We start from the raw sequence: 19,095 nt of genomic DNA, 5'->3' as shown, positions 1-19,095 counted from the left end.
ATGCCGATAAGTGCCGACCGATCCAGCGTCATGTCGCCATCAATACCGACATGAACCACGAATCAACTCACGCGCCTGTATACCCCTAGTGGGTATTATTGATCTTGTCGATCCGGTGATGACTTCCCGGATTCTCTGACGCCTTCACGCAAACCCCCCACAGCCTTGGAGAGAACTGTGACGACCGCGCACGCCAAACGGACGGTAGAAGCGCTCAGCGACGCTATTGAGCGAGCGCTACACGACAAGTACACCCTGGTCCACCTCGACCAGGCCGATTCGCTCTCTGCGGACGTCGTGGCAGCGCTGGTCTGCGGAGACAACCCGTGGGAGACCAAGGGCGGCGAGGCACTCACGAAGTGGGAGGGCGAAGCTCAATGGATCAATGCGTGCGACGCCGTAGACGAGCTGGCCAAGAACATTCTTCGCGACTGGGAGCGGCAGGATGACGTCGACTATGAAGAGTTGCTGGAGGACGAATGGCTCGTTAGCGATGCGCGGATAGCCCTGATCGACACGGTGCGAGCGCGTGACGAGTCGGAGTGGTTCGGGGAACTGGTCAACCGCCACGGCGCCGTGCTGTTGAGGGTGACCATCAAGCAGATGGACGAAGACGCAGGCCTCAGCTTCACCGCGCTTGAGCCCGAACAGTTCCTTGTCCGAATGGGTTTCAGCCATACAGAGCACAACTTGCATCTCGCCGGTGAGGTGATCGACAACGCGTCGCCGGAGTTCAGCGTGGCGATCGGCCAGGCACTCATCGGCGTCGATCTGGCGACGGTCGTCCGCCTGCCAGCCAGCGGCACGGTAGAACTCCGCAATCCACATGTGTGGCTAGGCAACCCGTTCGCGGGGTCCGGTTGGTGCAGCGAGGAAGCGTTCACAGGAACGCTCACCGTGGACCGCAGCGACCTGAGGACCGACAAGGATGCGTTCGGCTACTCCTGGGACGAGGTGGTCGGCGGCACATCACCGAGCACCTACACAGGTGAAATCGCGGCATACGCGGACGTGCGGTAGGCCAGTCATCGCCTCAGCCGCGCTGCCCGGCGGTCGGAGTGACCGCCGGGCCCTGCTGCTGACGCGGCCTTCAACGGACCGGCGCAACCATGATCAATATGAGCTCTCTACGCAACAACACCTCGGTTCGTGTCTGACGCGGCGGCTGTCCATCAGGCCTGAACCATGCAGGACCTGCGCCTGCACAGACAGAACTGGCTGACGAAGGGCGAATGAGCCGGCTTCGACGTCTGTGACATGATCACGTTCGTAGTGATGATCTTTCAGCGTGCGTGAACTTCGAGGGGGCGGGTTTGTCTCTGGCCGTGGTCCGGTCGCTTCGCGAGCGCCGGGCACCAGCTACAGAGGAAGAGCTGGCGGACTTCGAGCTGGACGTCTTCTCGGAGTTCATTCTCGCCCGGCACGCGGCGGGGCTCGTGGACAGCAGCATCCGGACAGACACGACGCACTTGGAGCAGGTGCGGGACTGGTTCGGCCGACCGTTGTGGGAGATGAAGCCGCGCGACGGTGACCGGTACCTCGGTGGGGTGCTGCGAGATGCCGCACCGTCGACGCGAGCGGGCCGAGCGCAGGCGCTGGTCACGTACTTCGCGTTCCTCGATCTGCGGTACAAGGTCGAGCTCCACGAGCTGACCGGTCGGGTGGTTGAGTGCCCGATTGACGAGATGAACCGGCCGCGGATGTCGGTCGACGTCCAGGTACGGATCCCGCCCACGGCGGTGGAGCTGGAGCAGTTGTTCGGCGGCTGGCGCGACGAGTTGGCGTCGTGTCGCAAGTTCGTGCCAAGCGCCCGGAACTACACGGTGTCGCGGCTGATGGCCGACGTCGGCGTGCGGATCAACGAAGCAAGAATGCTCGACGTCGCCGATGTGCGCTGGGAGCTGGGCCTGTTCGGCAAGCTGAATGTCCGGCACGGCAAGGGATCGGGCCGGAAGGGGCCGAAGCAGCGGCTGGTGCCTCTGATTAACGGTTCGGATGCGGTGCTGGCCTGGTACATCGAGGACATCTGGGGCCAGTTCGATGGCGACTTCGCTCTTCCAGGAGCGCCGCTGTTCCCGTCCGAGCGCCGGTGCGCGGACGGCCCTGGATCTCGGCTGAGCGACAACGTGGTCCGTCGCGCTTTGGCGGTAGCGGTGGAGAACCACCTGCCGAGCTGGGCTGGTCGGCTGACGCCGCACGTGCTGCGCCACTACTGCGCTAGCCAACTCTACGAACTCGGCGTGGACATCCTGGCGATTCAGGAACTGCTCGGACACTCCTGGATCGCGACGACGATGCGCTACGTCCACGCCCGCAACACCCGCATCGAGGACGCGATCGCCCGCGGCCAGCAGAACGCCGCACAGCGGTGGGAAGGACTGATCCGATGAAGTGGAACCTGCGTCTCGCCGCGGCGAACCGAGGCATCTGGAAAGCCAGCGAGCTGCGAAGACTACTCGCGGACCGGGGCCTGGAGATCAGCGTGGGGAAGATGTCGGGTCTGTGGTCGGGGCAGCCCAGCGTGCTGCGGCCGGACGAGCTTGACGCGTTCTGCGCGGTGCTTGGCTGCGAGATCAGCGAACTGATCACCGCCGAGCCGGAGAAGGTGCCTGTGCTCGAAGAGCGTGCCGAGCACAGGTCCCGAGCAGTCGGAACTGACGATGGACCGGTTCGCCAGATCATGCCGAAGCCGAAGTCGGGTCGTTCCCTGCCGCCCCGGTGACCGCGCACGTTCCTGCTCAATCGTGCCGGACCTGTGGCGGCTTGATCGAGCCCAGCACGAGCAGCCGCGGCGGACGCCCACGCCAGTATTGCCGCACGTGTCGGCCGTCCCAGACCGATGCCCGCCGCGCACATCCCGACCACGAAGTACTGACCGCACCATGCCGAAAGTGCGGCGAACCTGTTCCGCCGGTCTCCAGCCGCATCGGCCCACGCAGAAAGCACTGCCAAACCTGCCGACCTACACGCAACGAGGCTCCCCAAGTCGCCCTGGACGATCTCCTAGCGGACCCGGCCATGACCGCAGTGCACCGCAACGTTCTGGCGCGAGCCGCCTACCTCGCCGAGGCGGGCGGCTGGACGCCCAAAGCGGTTGGCACCATGCTCGCCGGCCTGCATCGCCTTCTGAGCTCACACACCAACGCTCGGCCGATCCTGCGCAGCGAGGTCCAGGCCCAGCTGCGGTCAGCGATGTTCGTGAACGTGGCCGCCGATGTGTTGCAGGAGCACGGAATGCCACTGGACGACGACGTCGTCCCGACCATCCGAACCTGGATCGACAGCCGAAGTGACGAGCTGCCCGAAGGGTTCCGTGACGACGTCCGCGCGTGGCTGCTCGAACTTCACGCCGGCGGTGACCGGGTCCGGCCGCGATCCCGCGCCACGCTCTACGCCTACCTCGGGCGAGTCCAGCCTCATCTGCTGACCTGGTCAGCGACCCGCCGACACCTGCGCGAGGTCACCGAAGACGACGTGATCGAGGTGTTCGACAGCCAGCGCGGACACCAGCGCGCAGGCACCTTCACGTCCCTGCGATCGCTGTTCAAGTTCGCCAAGCGCCACCGCCTGATCTTCGTCGACCCGACCCATCGACTGCACGTCGGCCGGGCACCGAAACGCACAGCCATGCCGATGACCGACGACGAGTTCGCTGCGGTGAAACGCGCCGCCGTCACGGCGGTACAGCGCCTCATAGTCGCGCTGGTGGCTGTCTACGCTGCCCGCTCAACCACTATCCGCCTGCTCACCCTCGACGACGTCGACCTCACCCGCCGGTGCATCCGCATCGGCGGCACGACCCACCAGATGCCCGACCTCGTGCACCGCCTGCTGACCAAGTGGCTGGTGGAGCGCCAAAGAACGTGGCCGCACACACCGAACCGGCAGGTCCTCGTATCCTTCGGTTCTGCGGCAGGGATCGGGCCGGTCACCGACTACTACCTGACTTGCCGCCTGTCGATGCAGGACGTTCGCCTCGAACACCTCCGCGCCGACCGCGTCTTGCACGAAGCCCTCACCGTCGACGCCGACCCTCTGCACTTGGCAGCGGCGTTCAACCTAAGCGACCAGACCGCTATCGATTACTCCGAGATGGCCCGCAATCTCCTTTCCAGGCCGGTCGAAGACCAGCTGCCAGGCAACGAACACTGAACCGGCTCGTGTTGAGCGACGGTCGAATGACGTCTACGCCGATGGCGGTCTGCCAAGTAGTGGCCGCTGCACGGAAGGGCATGGTCACCTGCGGCAGGGAAGTGGCTGACGTCGATGTTCGGCCGTCAGGTTGTACCGATGTGATGATGTTGGTGGGTGGCGGTTCCTGGCCGGATTTCATACAGATCGACGTCGATCTGGATGGAGTTGTGCCGGATGTGCTCGGCCCACTCTCTCGGCCACCGTGTCGTGGTCGGAGACCAGCGCACGCCATCCAACGGGATTCCGCGCAGATCAACATCCGTGAGGTCGCAGGCCACCATGTTGCTCAACGCTGCATCCAGTTCGTCAAGCGCACCGATCAGCCAACGATCGAATCCCTGATGCGCGACACCACGGAGGGCAAGGACCAGCGCGTGGGCGAGGTCGAGGTCGACGTCGCAGGCGACCGTGAGTGCGCGGATGAGATGGCGGCCGCGGTCACGGACGATGGCGTGGACGACGGAGTGGGCGTGGGCGTGGGCGTGGGCAAAGGCGCGCTGGTATTCGGGGACGAGGTAGAGGACGTCCAACTCCATGAAGCCGGCGGAGTCGAAGATGCGAGCAAATTTGCAGACGAGGGCGACGCTCTGGGCCAGGTTGTGGTCGACGTCGAGGGCGAGGTTGTGATCGACGTCGGGGTCGAGGTGGTGGTCGACGTCGAGGGCGGGGTCGAGGACGAGGTCCTGGGCGAGGTCCTCGGCGAGTTTGAGCGCTCGTTTGTAGGCACGGTGGATGCGTCCGGGGATGCGGAAACGGGCGAGGTCGCGGGCGAGGTCGCGGGCGAGTTTGACGGTGAGTTTGACGGCGCGGTCGCGGTCGCTGGTGCGCGCGACCGTGTATGTGAGGTCGTGGGCAAGGGTACGGATGCGTGCGAGGTTGAGGTCGCGAGCGCGGGCGTGGTGCAGGTCGAAGGCGAGCTGGAGGGCCAGGCTGACGGACTGGACACCGATCTTCAGGGCCTCCGCCGTTCGGGCAGCGGCCAGATCGTCCATGGGGAACCAAGTACGGGCGGTGAGCCGCTCATGGACAGGACGCGCGGCAAACCACACGGCGAACTTCAGGAGCGGATTCGAGTGCGCAGGCTCAGGCCCTGCCCGCAATGACGACTGAGGGACGGCGGCTGAGGTCGGCATGATTTGGCGGAGCCCGGCGTCGAGGTCGAGAATGCCGTCGAGCGCTTGGGTGAGTTGGGCGCGACGGCTGGGGAGTCGGGCGTCGGCGAGTCCGGCGTCGAGGTCGAGGACCTTGTCCAGGGCGGTGCTCAGGGCGGCGCTGGCGGTGTCGAGCCGGGCATCGAGCTGAGGGTCATCGATGTTCACAAGTCACCGTCCTTGGGGAAGAACCAGTTACGCAGAGCGTGCCGGGCCCGGCTGAGGTGTTCACGGACCGCGCCAGAGGTGATGCTCAGTTCGGCGGCGATCTCGGTGTTGTCCACGTCGTCGAGGTGCAATGCCATGACGTGCCGCTGCCGGTGGGGCAGCCCCTCGAGCGCGCGCAGAAGGTCGTATTGACGTTCCCAGTGCTCGATATCGACGTCACCGCGCAGCAGCCCGCTGGGAGGCGGGAGCTGGTCGACCGGGGTTTCGCGTTCGGCGAGCTGGCGGCGGATCAGTGCGCGCGACGCGACCCGGCGGGTCCACGCTTTCGGGTGCTCAATGGTGAGCCAGCTCTGGTACGCGGCGCACAGGGTCTCCTGGGCGAGCTCTGCGGCGTCGGCGAGGCTGGCCCCCTGTATGAGCAGGAGCGCGACCAGCGACTTCGCGTACGCGCGGTAGAACTCGTCGAACGCGGCGTCGTCAGCCTTGGTCCTGCCACCGGTGCGGTCCGGCTCGCTACCGGTGGCCGCAGAACTGGCAGGTCTGGCCGAGTCAGATTCGCTCACCTGGGCCGCCGTTGAGGATCTAGGGCCGGGCTGGTCTTGATTTCAAGGTGGCTGCCGTCGCCGCGGACGTCGCGAATCTCGACGACGACGCCAGCGGTTGGCAGCCGTGAGGCGAGAGCGTGCAGGGTGTCTTGACGCCGTTGGTCGCGGACGGCGTGCCACCGCAACCGCAGGGCCAGGCCAGCCAGACCAAGTAGTGACGGTCCGAGCACGTACCCGATCATCGTCAGTGCCTGGGTCATCGTTTCCCTCACAGGTGGTCCGCTGAGACAGCGTCATGACTGAGTGGCACTACACCGGCCAAGCGTCAGGACGCCGCACGATGACCACCCGATCAGACCAGTCGTTCTGGACGGTTCGAGCCACTCGTCCAAGTAACGGCTGGAACACAACTGCTCGCGAGCACGACATCGACCATGCCCCCTCACGGAGGGTGCCTCGGACGGACCCGACGCCATTTCCGACGCGGTGACAAGAACGCCGTTGGGTTCTCACCAACGAAGCTTCACCGAGGCTGAACACGTCCGGTTCGGCAGAGCAAGATAGGCAAAACCGAGTCGGTTTTCCCACGACCGCGGCGTCAGCTGGCAGACTGTCGGTAGGCAGCCCCCCACCGCTTGCCTCAGGCCGGCGGGCCGGTCATCGGGGGAGGTGGTCCAAGATGGACGTTGAGCACGATGCCGGCCACGACGCGGCACTGCCTTCGCCTCGTTATCGCGATCACTCGAAGTCCGGAACGCGCAAGCAGCGCGGCATACTGCGCTTCTCTGACGCCGAATGGGCACCAATCGTGGCCGTGTCCGCAAAGGACGGATGGGTGCCGCAGGCCTGGGCTCAGCAGGTCGCGTTCGCTGTTGCATCCCGTCGCCTGGCAAGGGCGGCGGGCAGCGGCGCCGGAGTTGATGAGCACCTTGAGTCGTTGCGGGGCGCGCGACGTCTGCTGACGGTGATCGGCGGCGACATCCACGACATTGCCAGAGAAGCGAACGCAAGAGGAGAGCTGCCGAGCGAGGCCGCACTCGTCGAGATGCTGGCCATCCTCGGGCAACGCGTGCAGTCGCTGGACACGTGTATCGCCGCACTGCGTCCTGGGCTGATGCCATGATTGCCAAGGTGGTGCGCGGCTATCGCCCGGCTGGTCTGTTGCGGTACCTGCTGGGGCCTGGCCTGCACGAGGAGCATCGGAACCCTCGCGTGGTGGCATCGTGGGACGACGCTAGCTGGGCACACCAGCCCGCCAAGATCGGCCCTGGGGAGTTCGATTTCGACCTCCGTGCGCTCACCACGACGATGCAGGAACTCGCGGCGCTTGCTGGCCTGCCATTGAGCAATCCTCCAGCACTGACCGATGAATGGCGGGAGCATCTGCTGTCTGGGGCGCCACCGCGGGCGGATGCGCCGGAATGGCTGACGCATTACCAGTACGACCCGCGTAAGCGCGCGGTCGTGCTGCGTCAAGGCTATGTGTGGCATTGCCCAGTGCGTCTGCACCCCGACGACCCAGTACTGAGCGATGCGCAGTGGGAGCGCATCGCCAAGCGGTTGATGAAGGCCGTGGGGATTCACGACGAGGGATGCCGGTGGATCGCGGTGCGGCATGCCGACGACCACATCCATCTGATGGCGACGCTGGTGTCCGAGCGGACCGGTAAGCGCGTTTACCCGTTCCGGGACTTCGTGGCGTTGCGTGAGGAGTGTCGCGAGCTTGAGCGTGAACTTGGGTTGGTGCGAACCGCTGGAGCGGACAAGACCGCGTTGCAGGCTCCCACACGCAAGGAGAAGGGGAAGGCTGCCCGGCTAGGCGAGCGTGTGGGCTGGTTCCAGGACCGCGACGGCAGTGCGCTCACGCCGAAGGTGGTGCTGCGGCGTGCAGTGGGTCGACATGCCGCGGTGTGTCGGGATAGTGCGGAGTTCCTGGACGCGCTTGAGAGCGATGGCTTGTCGCCGGTCGTGCGGCGAGATGGCGAGGGTCGGATCGTGGGATATGCGGTTTCACTGCCCGGCGACGTGACCTCGGCTGGTGCATCGGTGCTGTACTCGGGGTCGAAGCTGGGTGCGGACTTGAGCTGGCCGAAACTGGAGACGAGGTGGCGCTCGGTGAGCAAGGCCGAGGCTGGCAAGCTCGGTCCGGAGGCGATCGATCCGGGGTCGTTGGAGGGGCGCCATGCGGCGTTGCAGGATGCGGCCCGTGTTGTCGAGCTGGCGCTGGCGGCGGTGCGCGGGAGTGAAGACGCCGAGGACGCCGGAGGGATCGCGCATGCGACTGGTGAGGTGTTGGTCGCGTTCGCCCAGGGGCGTGATGGTCGGATGGCAGGGGAACTGACTGACCTCAGCGAGGTGTTTGACAGGGCGGCTCGTGTGCCCCATCGCGTTCTTCCGTCGGTGCTGGGTCCGGCGGCGGCGGAGTTGCGGAGGACGGCTCGTCGGATCGGGGCGGTGGGCGTGCTGTCCGGCCGCGGGCGTGAGCGCGATGCGGCCATGGCATTGGTGGTGGCGCTTGCCGCGCTCATCACCGAGATCGCAGCGTGGCAGGAGATGCGGGGCAGGGTGCATCAGGCTGCGGCTGCTCGTGTTGTAGCGCGTGGGTTGCGGCTGGAGAGGGATGCTGCTGTTCGTCGGCCAGCAGGGACTCCAGCGCGGCCGGCTCCTGGCCGCCGGGTGGCATGGGTTGCGGCGGAGCCGCAGGAGCGAGTGCCCAAGCCAGGTCCGCGGTCGCGTTGAGCGCAAGTGGCCATTGCACGCCTCCTCCTTTCGATTGGGCGCCGTTTGGGCCGTGCCACCGAGACCGTGGTGCGAGTCAGTCGCCGAGGTCGTGTGCTGGCGCGTCACAACAGCAACGCATCGAGGCGGTGACCGCAGCACGTCACGGATTCCGTGGCTGATAAGGCGAAGGGCCTCCGCAAGCAGAGACCATCCGTATGCCTGCCACCGAAGGTCGCCGGTGTTGGTCAGGTATCCCGAGCAGAGCTCCCGCAACCGGGTGCGAAGCTGAGTTAGCGCCACCACGAGCACTGTCAGGGCAGTGGTGTTAGCAGGGTGGGGCGAGAGTGCGGTGACGCGCGCTCCTCGCGGCAGAGGCGACGCGGCGTTAGCTTGAGGTGTTGTTGACTGCCCGCGCCGCGGCGATATCGGTCGGCGGCGTATCGCGGCGCTTGCTTCACCACTTGCCGCGAAGCGCAGACCGCACGTCCACGAGGAACGTCTGCCACCGCAAGCCGGCCCAACGAGCGGCAAGCCGCACGACCAGCTCGGCGTTGCGCGGTGAGGCGACAGCCTCTAGGGCCGTGCGTACCTCCGACGTGGCCGATTCGTTGTCCCCGAACCGCTGGCGCATCCGTTTGTGGCGGGACACGTCGGTCGCGAAGTCGACCAAGCGCTTCGGATCAGCGTGCACGAGCAGCATCTGCGGGTAGAAGGCCAGTAGGTAGTCCGGCGTATCGTCGCGCCACCCCCGCGCACGACAGTCGTCCGCCCAGGCGTGCAAGGCGGCGCGGCATTCGGCGAGGCGGGCCGGTCCGAGCCCGGCCGACGCGGCGTCTACTCCCTCGGCGTACGCGAGGGAGTAGACGGAAACTCCGTTTCTCTCAGTCTTGGCGAAAATCCGCCTCGTAACGAACTCCTGGATCACCTGCTCAGGTGAGCCGGTCAGGTCGCGGAGATCCGGCACTGAAAGACCGCCGCCGGAAGCGGTGATCAGGCCGAGCACGTCTGGACCGGATGATCCACCGTTCAGGATCTCAGACAGTTCTCGTTCCATGTCGACTCGAAGGTGTTGTGCGTGCGCGCTCGGGTTGAGATGGCGGACGATGCCTGCGGCGCGCAGGGCGTGGTGGTGGGGCAGGTCGCTGGGAAGCGGCGGATGAGGTCGTGTGCCGACAACAACGCGCAGCCCTCTTGGGACGTCGGCGGGTAGCAGTGCGGCGATGCTGTAGGTTGCGGGCCCAGCTCCCGCTCCTCGGTCCTCGTCCAGGCCGTCGACGAGCAGGACCAGGCGCTCACCGCGAGCGAAGCAGGCTTGCGCCGCTTCCCCTAGAAGGTTGAGGAAGGCGGCATCGCGACCAGCCTCGGTCAAGAAGACCGGGCTTTCCCTACCGAGCATCACCAACAGCTGCTCGATCACGTTGTCGACGAACGCCGAGCGGTCGTCCTGGCCAGCTAAGCGTCCCGTGACGAAGAACGACACGACCCGTACTCCGGTCGGTGGGTGCAATGCGAACCACGACAACAGCGCTGTTTTGCCGGACCAGGGAGCGGCCACTAGCTGGAGGTAGCCGGGCTCGCCATCGGAGGTGCAGAAGGCCGCCAGGTCCGCGAGTTCACGGTCCCGGTCGGCCAGCAACTGGGGGGCGATTCGCCGGATCTGGTTCAAGTAGCGAGACTGCACCGGAGAGAGTGCGGCATCGTCGACGGTGCCGGCGTCGGCGGTTGAGTAGATCTCGACGTCGTCACCGACCTGGCTCTGCAGGTACGCACCGAGCCTGTCGAACAACGAACTCGCCTGCTCGTCGGACACCTCAAGGTTCTCGGCGTGCTCGATCACAATGCTGGCGTGCGCTGAGAGCAGTGCACAGAGCGGCCATTGGCCGACGTCCTGCGGCCGCAGAGGAAACAACCGATTCACCAGTGCGACAGCCCGTCTCGCCCACGCCCCGGCGCCAGGCCCGAGGTGCAACCGCGTCACCTGCGACACCAGGCGGTGCACGCTAATCCGGTCCGCGTCTGTCCTGGTGACGAGGTGGGTTCGGACCAACGCGCCCACCACGCGCTCGCGGTCGATCGAACGGACGGCGGCAGCCGCGAGCTCCGGTGGAAGGAGGTCTGGAACCGACAGCATGATGCCTAGGTCGATGTCTTCCGCGTCGAGGAAGGCGCACAACCTCAACAGCTGCAAGGCGGCGGGCTCGTCCTCGTCGAGCTGGTCGTAGTGCAGCAGCCAGGTCGTGGCGACGCTGGCCGGGTACCCGTCGACTGCCTCCGCGAGCAAGTGTCCCGCTGAGTCGCGGTCACGGTACAGCTCGAGGTACCTCGCGATCGGCAGGTCGTGCAGGTCGACGTAGGCCGTCGCCTGGACGAGTGCCAGCGCGAGATCGCCGAGTGCCTGGGCCAGCGCGTCCGCGGCGGCCGGGTCACCGCGATCGCCCCTGCCGGCTAGGAAGACCAACGACTCCTCGCGTGTGAAGCGATCGATGTCGATCTGCACCGCTACCGCGCCCCACCCGCGGAATCGGCTAGTGATCAGCGTGGCACCCGATCCACCGGGGAGGAACGACCGGACGTCCTCAGGACTCGCGACGTTGTCGAACACGATCAGCCAGTCGGTGCGGCTTTGGAGTGCGGCGTGCACATCCTCCACCGTCTGATCCTGGTCCGCCGACGGAGTCACCGCCAAAGCCGGTGCCAGGTCCGTGAAGTCCTCGACGAGCGTTGACTCCGTCTCCGCCCGGACCCACCAAGCGATGGCGTACCGCCCGGACGTCAGCCCTCGGTGTGCCAGTTCGAGGGCGATCGCCGACTTGCCCATACCGCCCAGTCCGTGCATCGCCGCGACCGCGACAGGCCCTCTCGCGAACTCGGCCTCGATGCGGTCGAAAACCGCGTCCCGGCCGACGAAAGACGGATTGCGGGGAGGCAGGTTGTGCAGGCGCCTCGCTCCCCCGACGCACTCCGCAGGCACCTGGCCGGGTTCGCTGGATGACTGCCGCTGAAGAGCGACCGCAACGACGATAACCAGACCGACGAGAACCACAGTCGCGCCCCAGGTCCACCAGGGGTCATCTGTCCAGCGGGTGAAGCGATCGGGAACCGCGTTGGTCGCCAGGTTCGTGGCCACAGCCAGCAATGCCACCAGAAGAGCACTCAAGCCGGCGAGGAGGCCGAGCAACCTCGTACGCCGTCTGTGACGCACGTGCCCGCCTGCAGCCATGACAGATCATCATCGCAGACGCCGGCCGGCGTAGGGCGGCCTGGTCAACTCGCGGTGCATTCCGGCTCGTGCCTCTGGTGCAGCATGTCCGTCAGCTCCTCGACGAAGACGGCGAGGCTCGGCAAAGACCACATCAGTGCGCCGAGCGCTGGCGAGCCGCGCTGTTGGGTGATTCGGGTTTTCCCGGTCACCACTTCGTCCTGTAGCGGGTGGGTGCCTACGCTGGCTGGGATCGGGTGCCGTCCGGGGGAATGGCACCCTGGGTCTGGTCGCGCAGGTAGGTGCCAGGACGTAGCGGTCGGCGTGGGACAACGCCGACCGTTCGGGACCGCCGACGGGGTCAGTCGGGTCCACTCCCCCGCCTGGCCTGGGCGCCGCGCGTTGTGAGCCCACGCCAGTACGCACCACGCTGGTGAATGGGCGCTGGGACGCTGCAGGCAGCGAATCGGCGCCTGTCCGGCAGCCACACCGTCGGGGGGACGATGAGCGACGACGCACCTGAATTGGGGCTATCGGCGCAGGAAATCCATACGTGGACCCAACTCGTGATCGGGTTGGCCACGGTGTCGTCACTCGCGCGGCGACACCTTGAACGTGCCCGGCTGGAACGCCTCGCGTTCGCCGACGCCGAGCACGCGGCGCGGATGTACGAGCAGAGTCTTCACCCTCCGCTGCGGCAGATGAACGCCGAGGAACAGCAGGCGTGGCAGCGTCGCGTGCCGCGGGAACTGGCTGGGCCACAGCCGGGTGAGTCGGTGACGGTGTGGACGGCGTGGATGGCGGACGCGCAGGGCGCTCCCACCGGCGAGTGGGGCGTGGAGGCGCATAGCTGGGGTCGCGACGGGGCCGCGACGTCGTCATTGTGGGTGGTGTGCCGAGATGCCGAGGATGCCATCGGGATGCAGGCTTACCTGCGGAAGTTCGGCACGGCCGAGGATCTTGGGCGCCTGCGGTACCTGGCCGGTGCCGGTCAGGGGCAGTTCGTGGTGTCCCCATCGGTGGACGCACCTGAGGTCGTCCGGCGGCCACGCTCGGCACCGGTGGCCCGACCGGTTGACCGGAACATCATCATGCAGTTCGAGGCAGCACTGCGGGCGTTGCTGCCTGCTCACGCGGGGAGCGTGCTCTACCCAGACCTGGTCAGCGATGAGCACGACGCGGCCAAGGAACTGCGGCGCCTCGTGCACGACGAGGTCAGGCAGTCGGGGGTGACTCCGTATGCGCTGGCCAAGATCGTGGCGACCGTTCCGCGCTGGAACGCCAGCGAAGGAGTGCGCAATGCGCCAGCGCTCGCAATATGGGCCATCAAGCGTGTGCGGTCGTCCAGCGGCTACGAGCGCTTTGCGGAGCAGTCGGCTCGGTCTGACTCCGCGCCTGCCGCCGAGCCCAGCACACCGCGAGAGTCAGCCGAAGAGCAGTCCACGACCGCGCTTCGCCTGAGGGAGGTGCGCACGGCCGCTCAGGCCAGGAGGTGGGCCGAGCATCTGGATCCGCGGAACACGGAGCACCAGATCGAGGCGAAGCAAGGGTTCGGCGAGTGGCCGGAGGTCGACGGCCTTCTGGCAGCCAAGTTCCCCAGCCTGGTGTCGCATGCCCTCGCGGCGGCGAAGAAGGAGCAGGACAAGAAGGCTGCGGTCGTCGTGGCGGCCGAAGAGGTAGCCGTCGGCAGTGCTGCGCTCGGGGATGATGCCGCTGTGGCCACTGTGGACGATTCGGAGGTTCACACATCCGAGCAGAGCGCGTACAAGCGGGCCGAGATGGCGGAGTGGGTGGACACCCTGGACCCCCGGAAGGGCATGGACAGGACGCTTGCACGCAGCACGCTTGGCCGGTCCGGTGTCGAGATCGATCGGCGGCTGGCAGCCAAGTTCGGAATGGCCGATCACGAGACCGCGACGAAGAAGGCCAAGGACGACGATGCGTTCGCGATCAGGTTGACGGAGCTGTATCCGGACGGTCTGCCCGATCCGACCGCCGAGGCGGAGGCTGGCGCGTGGCGCGGCCGTGCGGAAGGCGACGAACAGCAGGCCGCCGCGCACCTGGCCTCACCTGACGATCGCCACACACCGGTGCGCGAGGACGTCACCGGGGCCGAGCAGGCTGCGACGGATCACGCAGTGGCCGCCGTTCACCGAGGAATCGGCGCCACTGTCGCGACGCGTCCTGCTGTGCCGCGCCAGGCCATCGCGGCGCGGCCACCGGCCACTCGGTGAACCTGGCGCGGCCGCCGCGCACCATCACAGATAGACCAGGGGGAAGTCCATGACAGAGGCCATCGAGTCGACGGTCGTGATGCAGGCACCGGAGGACAGCGCCCGAGATCCCGTGGATGAACGTACTGCGGCAGATCCGGCGGCCACCGCTTCGGTGCCGGTGCCGCGCCCGGACGACGCCGCCGAGCCAGCGGTGCCTGTGGCGGCGGACGAGGAGGCTTCGGACGCGGCATGGGACCTGTTCGGGGACGACTTCGCCAACCAGGTCTCGGGTCTGGCTCGCGACGCGGACGCCGTCGAACGCAGCGCACGGGAACAGCTGTCGCGGGGGTACGGCGTCGACATGGCAGTTGCACTGCGTGCGCTCGCGGCCGAGGCTCGTCGGCGCGCCCGCGTCGACGGGGTGATCGGGTCGGCGCTGCGTGGTCTGGGCATCGATGTCACGGCGGCGCACCTCGACGCGGTGGCCGACCAGATGGCCGCGATCGGCGGATTCGACCTGGTCGAGGTCATCGGTCCGGGCGACGAGACTACGGCCGATGAGGACCTGGTGGCGTCCGCGCGTGCCGATGCCGCCGGCCAGTTCGACCTTCTCGCCAGGAATCATCTGACGCCCCTGCTGGCCACGGAGGTGCCCCAGCCGCCAACCGACCTGGCGGACGAGCGATTCCCGCTGGATCTGCAGGAGCGTGATCTGCGGACCCGCGGGCTGCTCGCGATCACGTGGCGGCGGCAGATCGACGAGGTACGTCAGGCCAATCCCGGCAACCTGCCGGTACAGCGCGCGCTCGCGCTGGCCGTTCTCCTGATCGAGGATCGCTCGGAACGCGGCTCCTTTCCCATGGTTCAGTTCGCGCGCACGATCGTGGGGACCGACTCGACTCCGCTGCACACTGCGGCCCGGTTGCGGCAGCTCGCGGGCTTGCTCGATGAGCGTTTGCCTGATCGCCGGGTTCAGAGCCGGGTGATCAGTGCGGTCGACGGTCTCTCACCGGCCGGGAAGCTGTCGGCGGTTGCGCGCGAGATCGAACGGATCGCCGGCGCTCCTCCTGAGTGGGCCAAGGCACGCATTGCCGGTGCGTTCGTCACCGCGAAGCAGCGGGCTGTCCGTGATCGCGATCGTGGCGGATCAGCGTCCGCCCCGGTTGCTCCTTTCCAGGAGGCTGCGGCGGAAGTCGGCTCATCCGCAGTGGCGCTCGACTCGGCCACTGGCCCCACGGAGGCCTCGGACACCAGTTCGCCCGACGAGACGTCGATCCAGTTCGATCCTGACCTGCCAGTGGAACAGGCGCTGCTGGGAAGCCTGCTCAACGCGCCGGCCGCGATCGGGAAGATCGAGAAACGTCTGGGCGCCCGTGACTTTTCCAATCCCGAGATGCGCGTGGTGTACGAGGCGCTGCGGGCGCTGAATCGCAGTGGCGGGCTCTACGACGTCGCGTCGATGCCGACGGAGGCAAAGCGTCTGAGCGTGGCGCAGGAGAACCACGTCAAGCTGTTCGAGGCGCTGCAGAGGTCGCTCGTGCCGCACAGTCTGTCCAGAAGGGACATTCAACGGGTGGTGGCCGAGATCAACGCGGCCGCGCCCACGGCGAGTGTGCCGTTCCGAGGCGTGTTCGATCCGGCCGCGCAGTTCCGCTTGGCGCGCAAGGTGTGGGAGACCGGATTCTCCCGGCGTCTGGCCGCAATGGCCGTGCAGATGGATCGTGGGACACCGCTGATCTCCCCGGAGCTCTTGGTACCGGACCGCTCGGCGCGCTCGGCACGGAACTTGGCGGCGACCTTGACGACGATCGACGGACAACTGGACGTGATGTCGGCGCAGTTGGCCTCCGCAGTGCGGCGGTCCGGTGTGGACGTCGATGGGCAGCAGGCTGCTTCCGCTGTGGCCGAGGCGTCACGGTCGTGGCGCATGCCTGATCCTCTGCGGCCGGTTCTCGCGCCGTTGCGTCACCGCGCCGAGCGGCACGTCCTGCATCTGGCGCTGCACGCCGGGCGCATGGAGTCGATTCCGCAGGCGATCCTGGACCTGCAGCCGGAGCACTTCGGCAGTGAGCGTCACGCGAACCTGTGGCGGACGATCAAGGACGTGCAGGGCAGGGGGGAACCGGTGAACTGGGTCTCGGTGCACTGGGAGACAAGGAACCCAGACTTCGCGCACCGTCCGATGCCCGGCGTCAAGGAGCTCGCAAAGCTGGGGGCGCCGCCCGAGGTCGACCACGGTAGGGTCCGCCGATCGCTGGGGCTGCTGGTGTCCTCGGCGTTGGCGCGCGCCAAAGCAGACGTGCAGAGCGCACTGGTTGCCCTTGCCGACACGTCAAAAGTGCCGACCGAGGCTGGGATCGCGGCAGCGAAGTCGCAGGTGCGGAGCCTCCGCACACATGCCACCTCGGCGGCTGAACAGCTCGAACAGACCAGCGCGGTGCGCGCGGGTTCACGTCCGCCACCCCCACGGCCGTATCCCGGTGAACCGCTAACTCGAGCAGGAGGGCCCCGAGCATGATCAGCCGCGCCGCCATGGACGAGTACGTCGCCGCAGGCCGGGCTCAGCGCTGGACGCATGAGCTCGGCCCTGGGCGGCTGGTGCCCCAAGCTGTGCTGCTCGACGGCACGTGGTTCACGGTCATCGAGGGAGAGGACGACTTTCAGGAGGCGTCCGCAGAGCTCGCCGCTGAGCTGACGGCGGGACTGGCCGCAGCCACGTCGTTCGACGCGCTCTTCGCTGCAGGCGACCTGGGCGCCGACCTGCCCACCCACCAGGCCTGAGGAGGCACGATGGTCAGCGACGTTGAGATGATGAGCCGTGCGCAGATGACCGCGCTGGTAGACGAGGGACGCGGACAACGGCACCGTGTCGCCGAGGCGGTCCTGATCGGGGGCCGGTGGTGGGCCGTTCGCGTTGACGACGACGTGTACCGGCCGGTGTCGCCGGAGACCGGGGCCGAGCTTGACAGCATGCAGACGCTCATGATCGCGTCCGAGGAGAAGGTGGCGCGTGCACGGTCGGCGTTGTCGCCATGACCGGGCCTGTGATCGTCGCGAGTGCGGCGTGGTACGCCGAGCGGGCCATGCTCGGCGCCGTAGTCAGACAACCGGAGTTGGCTACCGGCACGGCCCCGTTGACGGTTGAGGAGTTCGGATCCCCCGAGCACGCGGCGGTGTGGACCGCGGTACTCGGCGTGCAGGGCGAGTCCGGGCAGGTTCGTGACCCTGCTGACGTCGCGCTGGCGCCTGCTGTTCCCGCGCGGGTTCTGCAGAACGCCACGGTTGTGGCCGAGGCCGTGGAGTCCAGGCGATTCAGTGAGACGGACGTCGTGCATCCGCGCCGGTTGATGCACGAGGTGCTCGCGGCCGCGCCGTCGAACATCTTCGACGTCGCGATGTACGAGGTGGTCGTGCGCGAGGCAGCCGGTCGGCGTCGCCTCGACGGGCTAGGGCTGCGGCCGGCTGCTGCCAGCGGCGGCATCACCGGCGATCTCGGCGCTGCGGCCATGACGTCGCAGGAGTTAGCGGACCGCAAGCGGGTCCTGAGCAACGTCTACCGGGAGGCACGTGAGGAGAGCCGCAGTCACGCCGGCCCAGGTTCCACTCCAGCGTCCAACCTGGCCGATCCGACCACGCCGCTTCCGAAACGGCTCGTCGACCGCCAAGAGGCTGTGCTGATCCGTGCGATGCTGGCCGACCCCGCCGCGCGGGAGAGGAACCTCCTGGAGCTGTTCCAGCCTGAGGACTTCGGCTTGGCGAAGCACGCGTCAGCTTGGCGTGCCATGCAGATCGCGTTCGAGCGCCACGGACAGCTCAGGCCGATCACCGTCGCCTGGGAGTCGGAGAAGCTCTCCACTCTCACCGCGTTGAGCGTCATGGAGCTGACCGCCATGACCCGCGAGCCTCCTAGTGATCTCGCGCTGGCCGTCGTTGTCGTCGCCCGTGCGGCGTGGACGCGGTACAACGACGTCCCGGCCCGTGTCCGTGCAGGTGACGACACAGCGCCACACGCTCGCGCCGATCGGTTGCCGCACAACACAGCCGGCCCGGCAGACCAGAGGAGACGAGCCGCGACCGAGCACGGGTCCGCCGCGGTGGTCAGCCGCAACTGACGACACACAGGTCCTGCTCCGACTCAGGAAGCCATCCGCTGAGCCGCCCTCCGCAATGGTGAGGACCGCCGCCATGTCCGATTCGGTGAGGGCACACACGGCGGCGCTGATGGCGAGAACCTTGACCGGCGTCGCCCCGGAAGGCGCCGCGCACAAGAAGCCGTGCGCGCGAAAGCCGGATTCCACGTGAAATTGAGCGGAATCCGGCTTGGGAGCATTAGGTGACGGCCCACACTTCGACCGGCAGGTTTCGGAAGTGTGGGCCGCTGTGCCGTGAATTCACGTGAACATCCGGCAGAGTGGGTACTGACGGTCTAATTGTGCGAGATCCTCCCTTCTGGTCGGGTCATGAATGCCGGTGGCGAGTCAGCAGTAGCCGACCGCGCACGCATAGGTGACCTTGCCGCGACCCTGCAGGTCCCAGTGGTCGGTCAGGTTCGTGACTCCGCCCATGACGCGGATCTCCTTGTAGCTGGCGAAGGGCCAGTACGAGAAACGCACCTTGATCCGACCGTCGTACGAGCTGCAGTGGTTGTAATAGGCCTTCTCGTTCGTGTCCCAGCCCGAGAAGTAGAAGCCGCAGCTCGCGGTGCTGTAGCTGCTGCCTGAGCCGGGCCCCTGCTCCGCGGCAGTGCGCCCGTGGACCTGCGCGGACGCGGTCGACGCGAGTCCTGTCGCGAGAGTGGCGGCGACAGCGAGCGTGGCCGCGCCGCGGGCAAGGATTGAGTTCTTCACGATTTCCCCCGATTGCATCACTGATATCGCGGGTGGCGCGCAACTGTTGGTGAT

15 protein-coding genes are annotated in these 19,095 nt (G+C 67.1%); 11 read left to right on the top strand and 4 right to left on the bottom strand.

Annotated features, from left to right (window positions below):
- Positions 1-177: 177 nt before the first annotated feature.
- The 4 genes from ACIRG5_RS45600 to ACIRG5_RS45585 all read left to right on the top strand — a co-directional run bounded on the left by ACIRG5_RS45600 (position 178) and on the right by ACIRG5_RS45585 (position 4,152).
- Positions 178-1,020 (top strand): hypothetical protein, encoded by an 843-nt coding sequence (locus ACIRG5_RS45600; protein WP_402917227.1) that lies wholly within the window; start codon positions 178-180, stop codon positions 1,018-1,020.
- A gap of 305 nt (positions 1,021-1,325) precedes the next feature.
- Positions 1,326-2,390: a tyrosine-type recombinase/integrase gene (locus tag ACIRG5_RS45595; protein ID WP_402917225.1), complete on the top strand. Its 1,065-nt coding sequence runs from the start codon at positions 1,326-1,328 to the stop codon at positions 2,388-2,390.
- Positions 2,387-2,722, top strand: coding sequence for a helix-turn-helix domain-containing protein (locus ACIRG5_RS45590; RefSeq protein WP_402917223.1), 336 nt, complete (start codon positions 2,387-2,389; stop codon positions 2,720-2,722). The genes ACIRG5_RS45595 and ACIRG5_RS45590 overlap by 4 nt, the downstream gene beginning before the upstream one ends.
- A gap of 296 nt (positions 2,723-3,018) precedes the next feature.
- The gene (locus ACIRG5_RS45585) at positions 3,019-4,152 is read left to right on the top strand and encodes a hypothetical protein (protein WP_402917221.1); all 1,134 of its coding nucleotides are present in this window, start codon (positions 3,019-3,021) and stop codon (positions 4,150-4,152) included.
- Positions 4,153-4,277: 125 nt separating this feature from the next.
- Here ACIRG5_RS45585 and ACIRG5_RS45580 read toward each other — a convergent pair whose 3' ends face one another.
- Both ACIRG5_RS45580 and ACIRG5_RS45575 read right to left on the bottom strand, forming a co-directional pair.
- A complete protein-coding gene (locus ACIRG5_RS45580; RefSeq protein WP_402917219.1) occupies positions 4,278-5,513 on the bottom strand; it encodes a hypothetical protein in 1,236 nt (411 codons plus the stop codon).
- The gene (locus tag ACIRG5_RS45575; RefSeq protein ID WP_402917217.1) at positions 5,510-6,076 is read right to left on the bottom strand and encodes an RNA polymerase sigma factor; all 567 of its coding nucleotides are present in this window, start codon (positions 6,074-6,076) and stop codon (positions 5,510-5,512) included. Before ACIRG5_RS45575 ends, ACIRG5_RS45580 begins: the two co-directional genes overlap by 4 nt.
- Before the next feature lie 661 nt (positions 6,077-6,737).
- On the opposite strand from ACIRG5_RS45575, the gene ACIRG5_RS45570 reads away from it, so the two are divergent.
- Both ACIRG5_RS45570 and ACIRG5_RS45565 read left to right on the top strand, forming a co-directional pair.
- A complete protein-coding gene (locus ACIRG5_RS45570) occupies positions 6,738-7,181 on the top strand; it encodes a hypothetical protein (RefSeq protein WP_402917215.1) in 444 nt (147 codons plus the stop codon).
- Positions 7,178-8,797 (top strand): relaxase/mobilization nuclease domain-containing protein, encoded by a 1,620-nt coding sequence (locus ACIRG5_RS45565; protein WP_402917213.1) that lies wholly within the window; start codon positions 7,178-7,180, stop codon positions 8,795-8,797. Before ACIRG5_RS45570 ends, ACIRG5_RS45565 begins: the two co-directional genes overlap by 4 nt.
- Positions 8,798-9,233: 436 nt before the next feature.
- On the opposite strand, the gene ACIRG5_RS45560 is transcribed toward ACIRG5_RS45565, so the two are convergent.
- Positions 9,234-11,936: an NB-ARC domain-containing protein gene (locus ACIRG5_RS45560; RefSeq protein WP_402917211.1), complete on the bottom strand. Its 2,703-nt coding sequence runs from the start codon at positions 11,934-11,936 to the stop codon at positions 9,234-9,236.
- A 545-nt stretch (positions 11,937-12,481) separates the two neighbouring features.
- On the opposite strand from ACIRG5_RS45560, the gene ACIRG5_RS45555 reads away from it, so the two are divergent.
- Genes ACIRG5_RS45555 through ACIRG5_RS45535 form a run of 5 tightly spaced genes read left to right on the top strand, consistent with a single transcriptional unit; the run spans position 12,482 to position 18,306 of the window.
- The gene (locus ACIRG5_RS45555) at positions 12,482-14,212 is read left to right on the top strand and encodes a hypothetical protein (protein ID WP_402917209.1); all 1,731 of its coding nucleotides are present in this window, start codon (positions 12,482-12,484) and stop codon (positions 14,210-14,212) included.
- Between the two features lie 49 nt (positions 14,213-14,261).
- Complete coding sequence (locus ACIRG5_RS45550; RefSeq protein ID WP_402917207.1) at positions 14,262-16,712, top strand: DnaB-like helicase N-terminal domain-containing protein; 2,451 nt, start codon at positions 14,262-14,264, stop codon at positions 16,710-16,712.
- Positions 16,709-16,975, top strand: coding sequence for a hypothetical protein (locus ACIRG5_RS45545; RefSeq protein ID WP_402917205.1), 267 nt, complete (start codon positions 16,709-16,711; stop codon positions 16,973-16,975). The genes ACIRG5_RS45550 and ACIRG5_RS45545 overlap by 4 nt, the downstream gene beginning before the upstream one ends.
- 9 nt (positions 16,976-16,984) lie before the next feature.
- Positions 16,985-17,230 carry a hypothetical protein gene (locus ACIRG5_RS45540; protein WP_402917203.1) on the top strand — a complete coding sequence of 82 codons (246 nt, stop codon included), beginning with the start codon at positions 16,985-16,987 and terminating at the stop codon, positions 17,228-17,230.
- Positions 17,227-18,306 (top strand): DnaB-like helicase N-terminal domain-containing protein, encoded by a 1,080-nt coding sequence (locus tag ACIRG5_RS45535; protein ID WP_402917201.1) that lies wholly within the window; start codon positions 17,227-17,229, stop codon positions 18,304-18,306. The genes ACIRG5_RS45540 and ACIRG5_RS45535 overlap by 4 nt, the downstream gene beginning before the upstream one ends.
- Positions 18,307-18,672: 366 nt before the next feature.
- Here the strand turns inward: ACIRG5_RS45535 and ACIRG5_RS45530 are convergent, their stop codons facing one another.
- Positions 18,673-19,041 carry a DUF6355 family natural product biosynthesis protein gene (locus ACIRG5_RS45530; RefSeq protein ID WP_402917199.1) on the bottom strand — a complete coding sequence of 123 codons (369 nt, stop codon included), beginning with the start codon at positions 19,039-19,041 and terminating at the stop codon, positions 18,673-18,675.
- Positions 19,042-19,095: the final 54 nt, after the last annotated feature.

Source organism: Lentzea sp. NPDC102401 (genome assembly GCF_044765805.1).
In the GTDB taxonomy this organism is placed as follows: domain Bacteria; phylum Actinomycetota; class Actinomycetes; order Mycobacteriales; family Pseudonocardiaceae; genus Lentzea; species Lentzea sokolovensis.
This window is presented reverse-complemented; position numbering and strand designations above follow the sequence as displayed.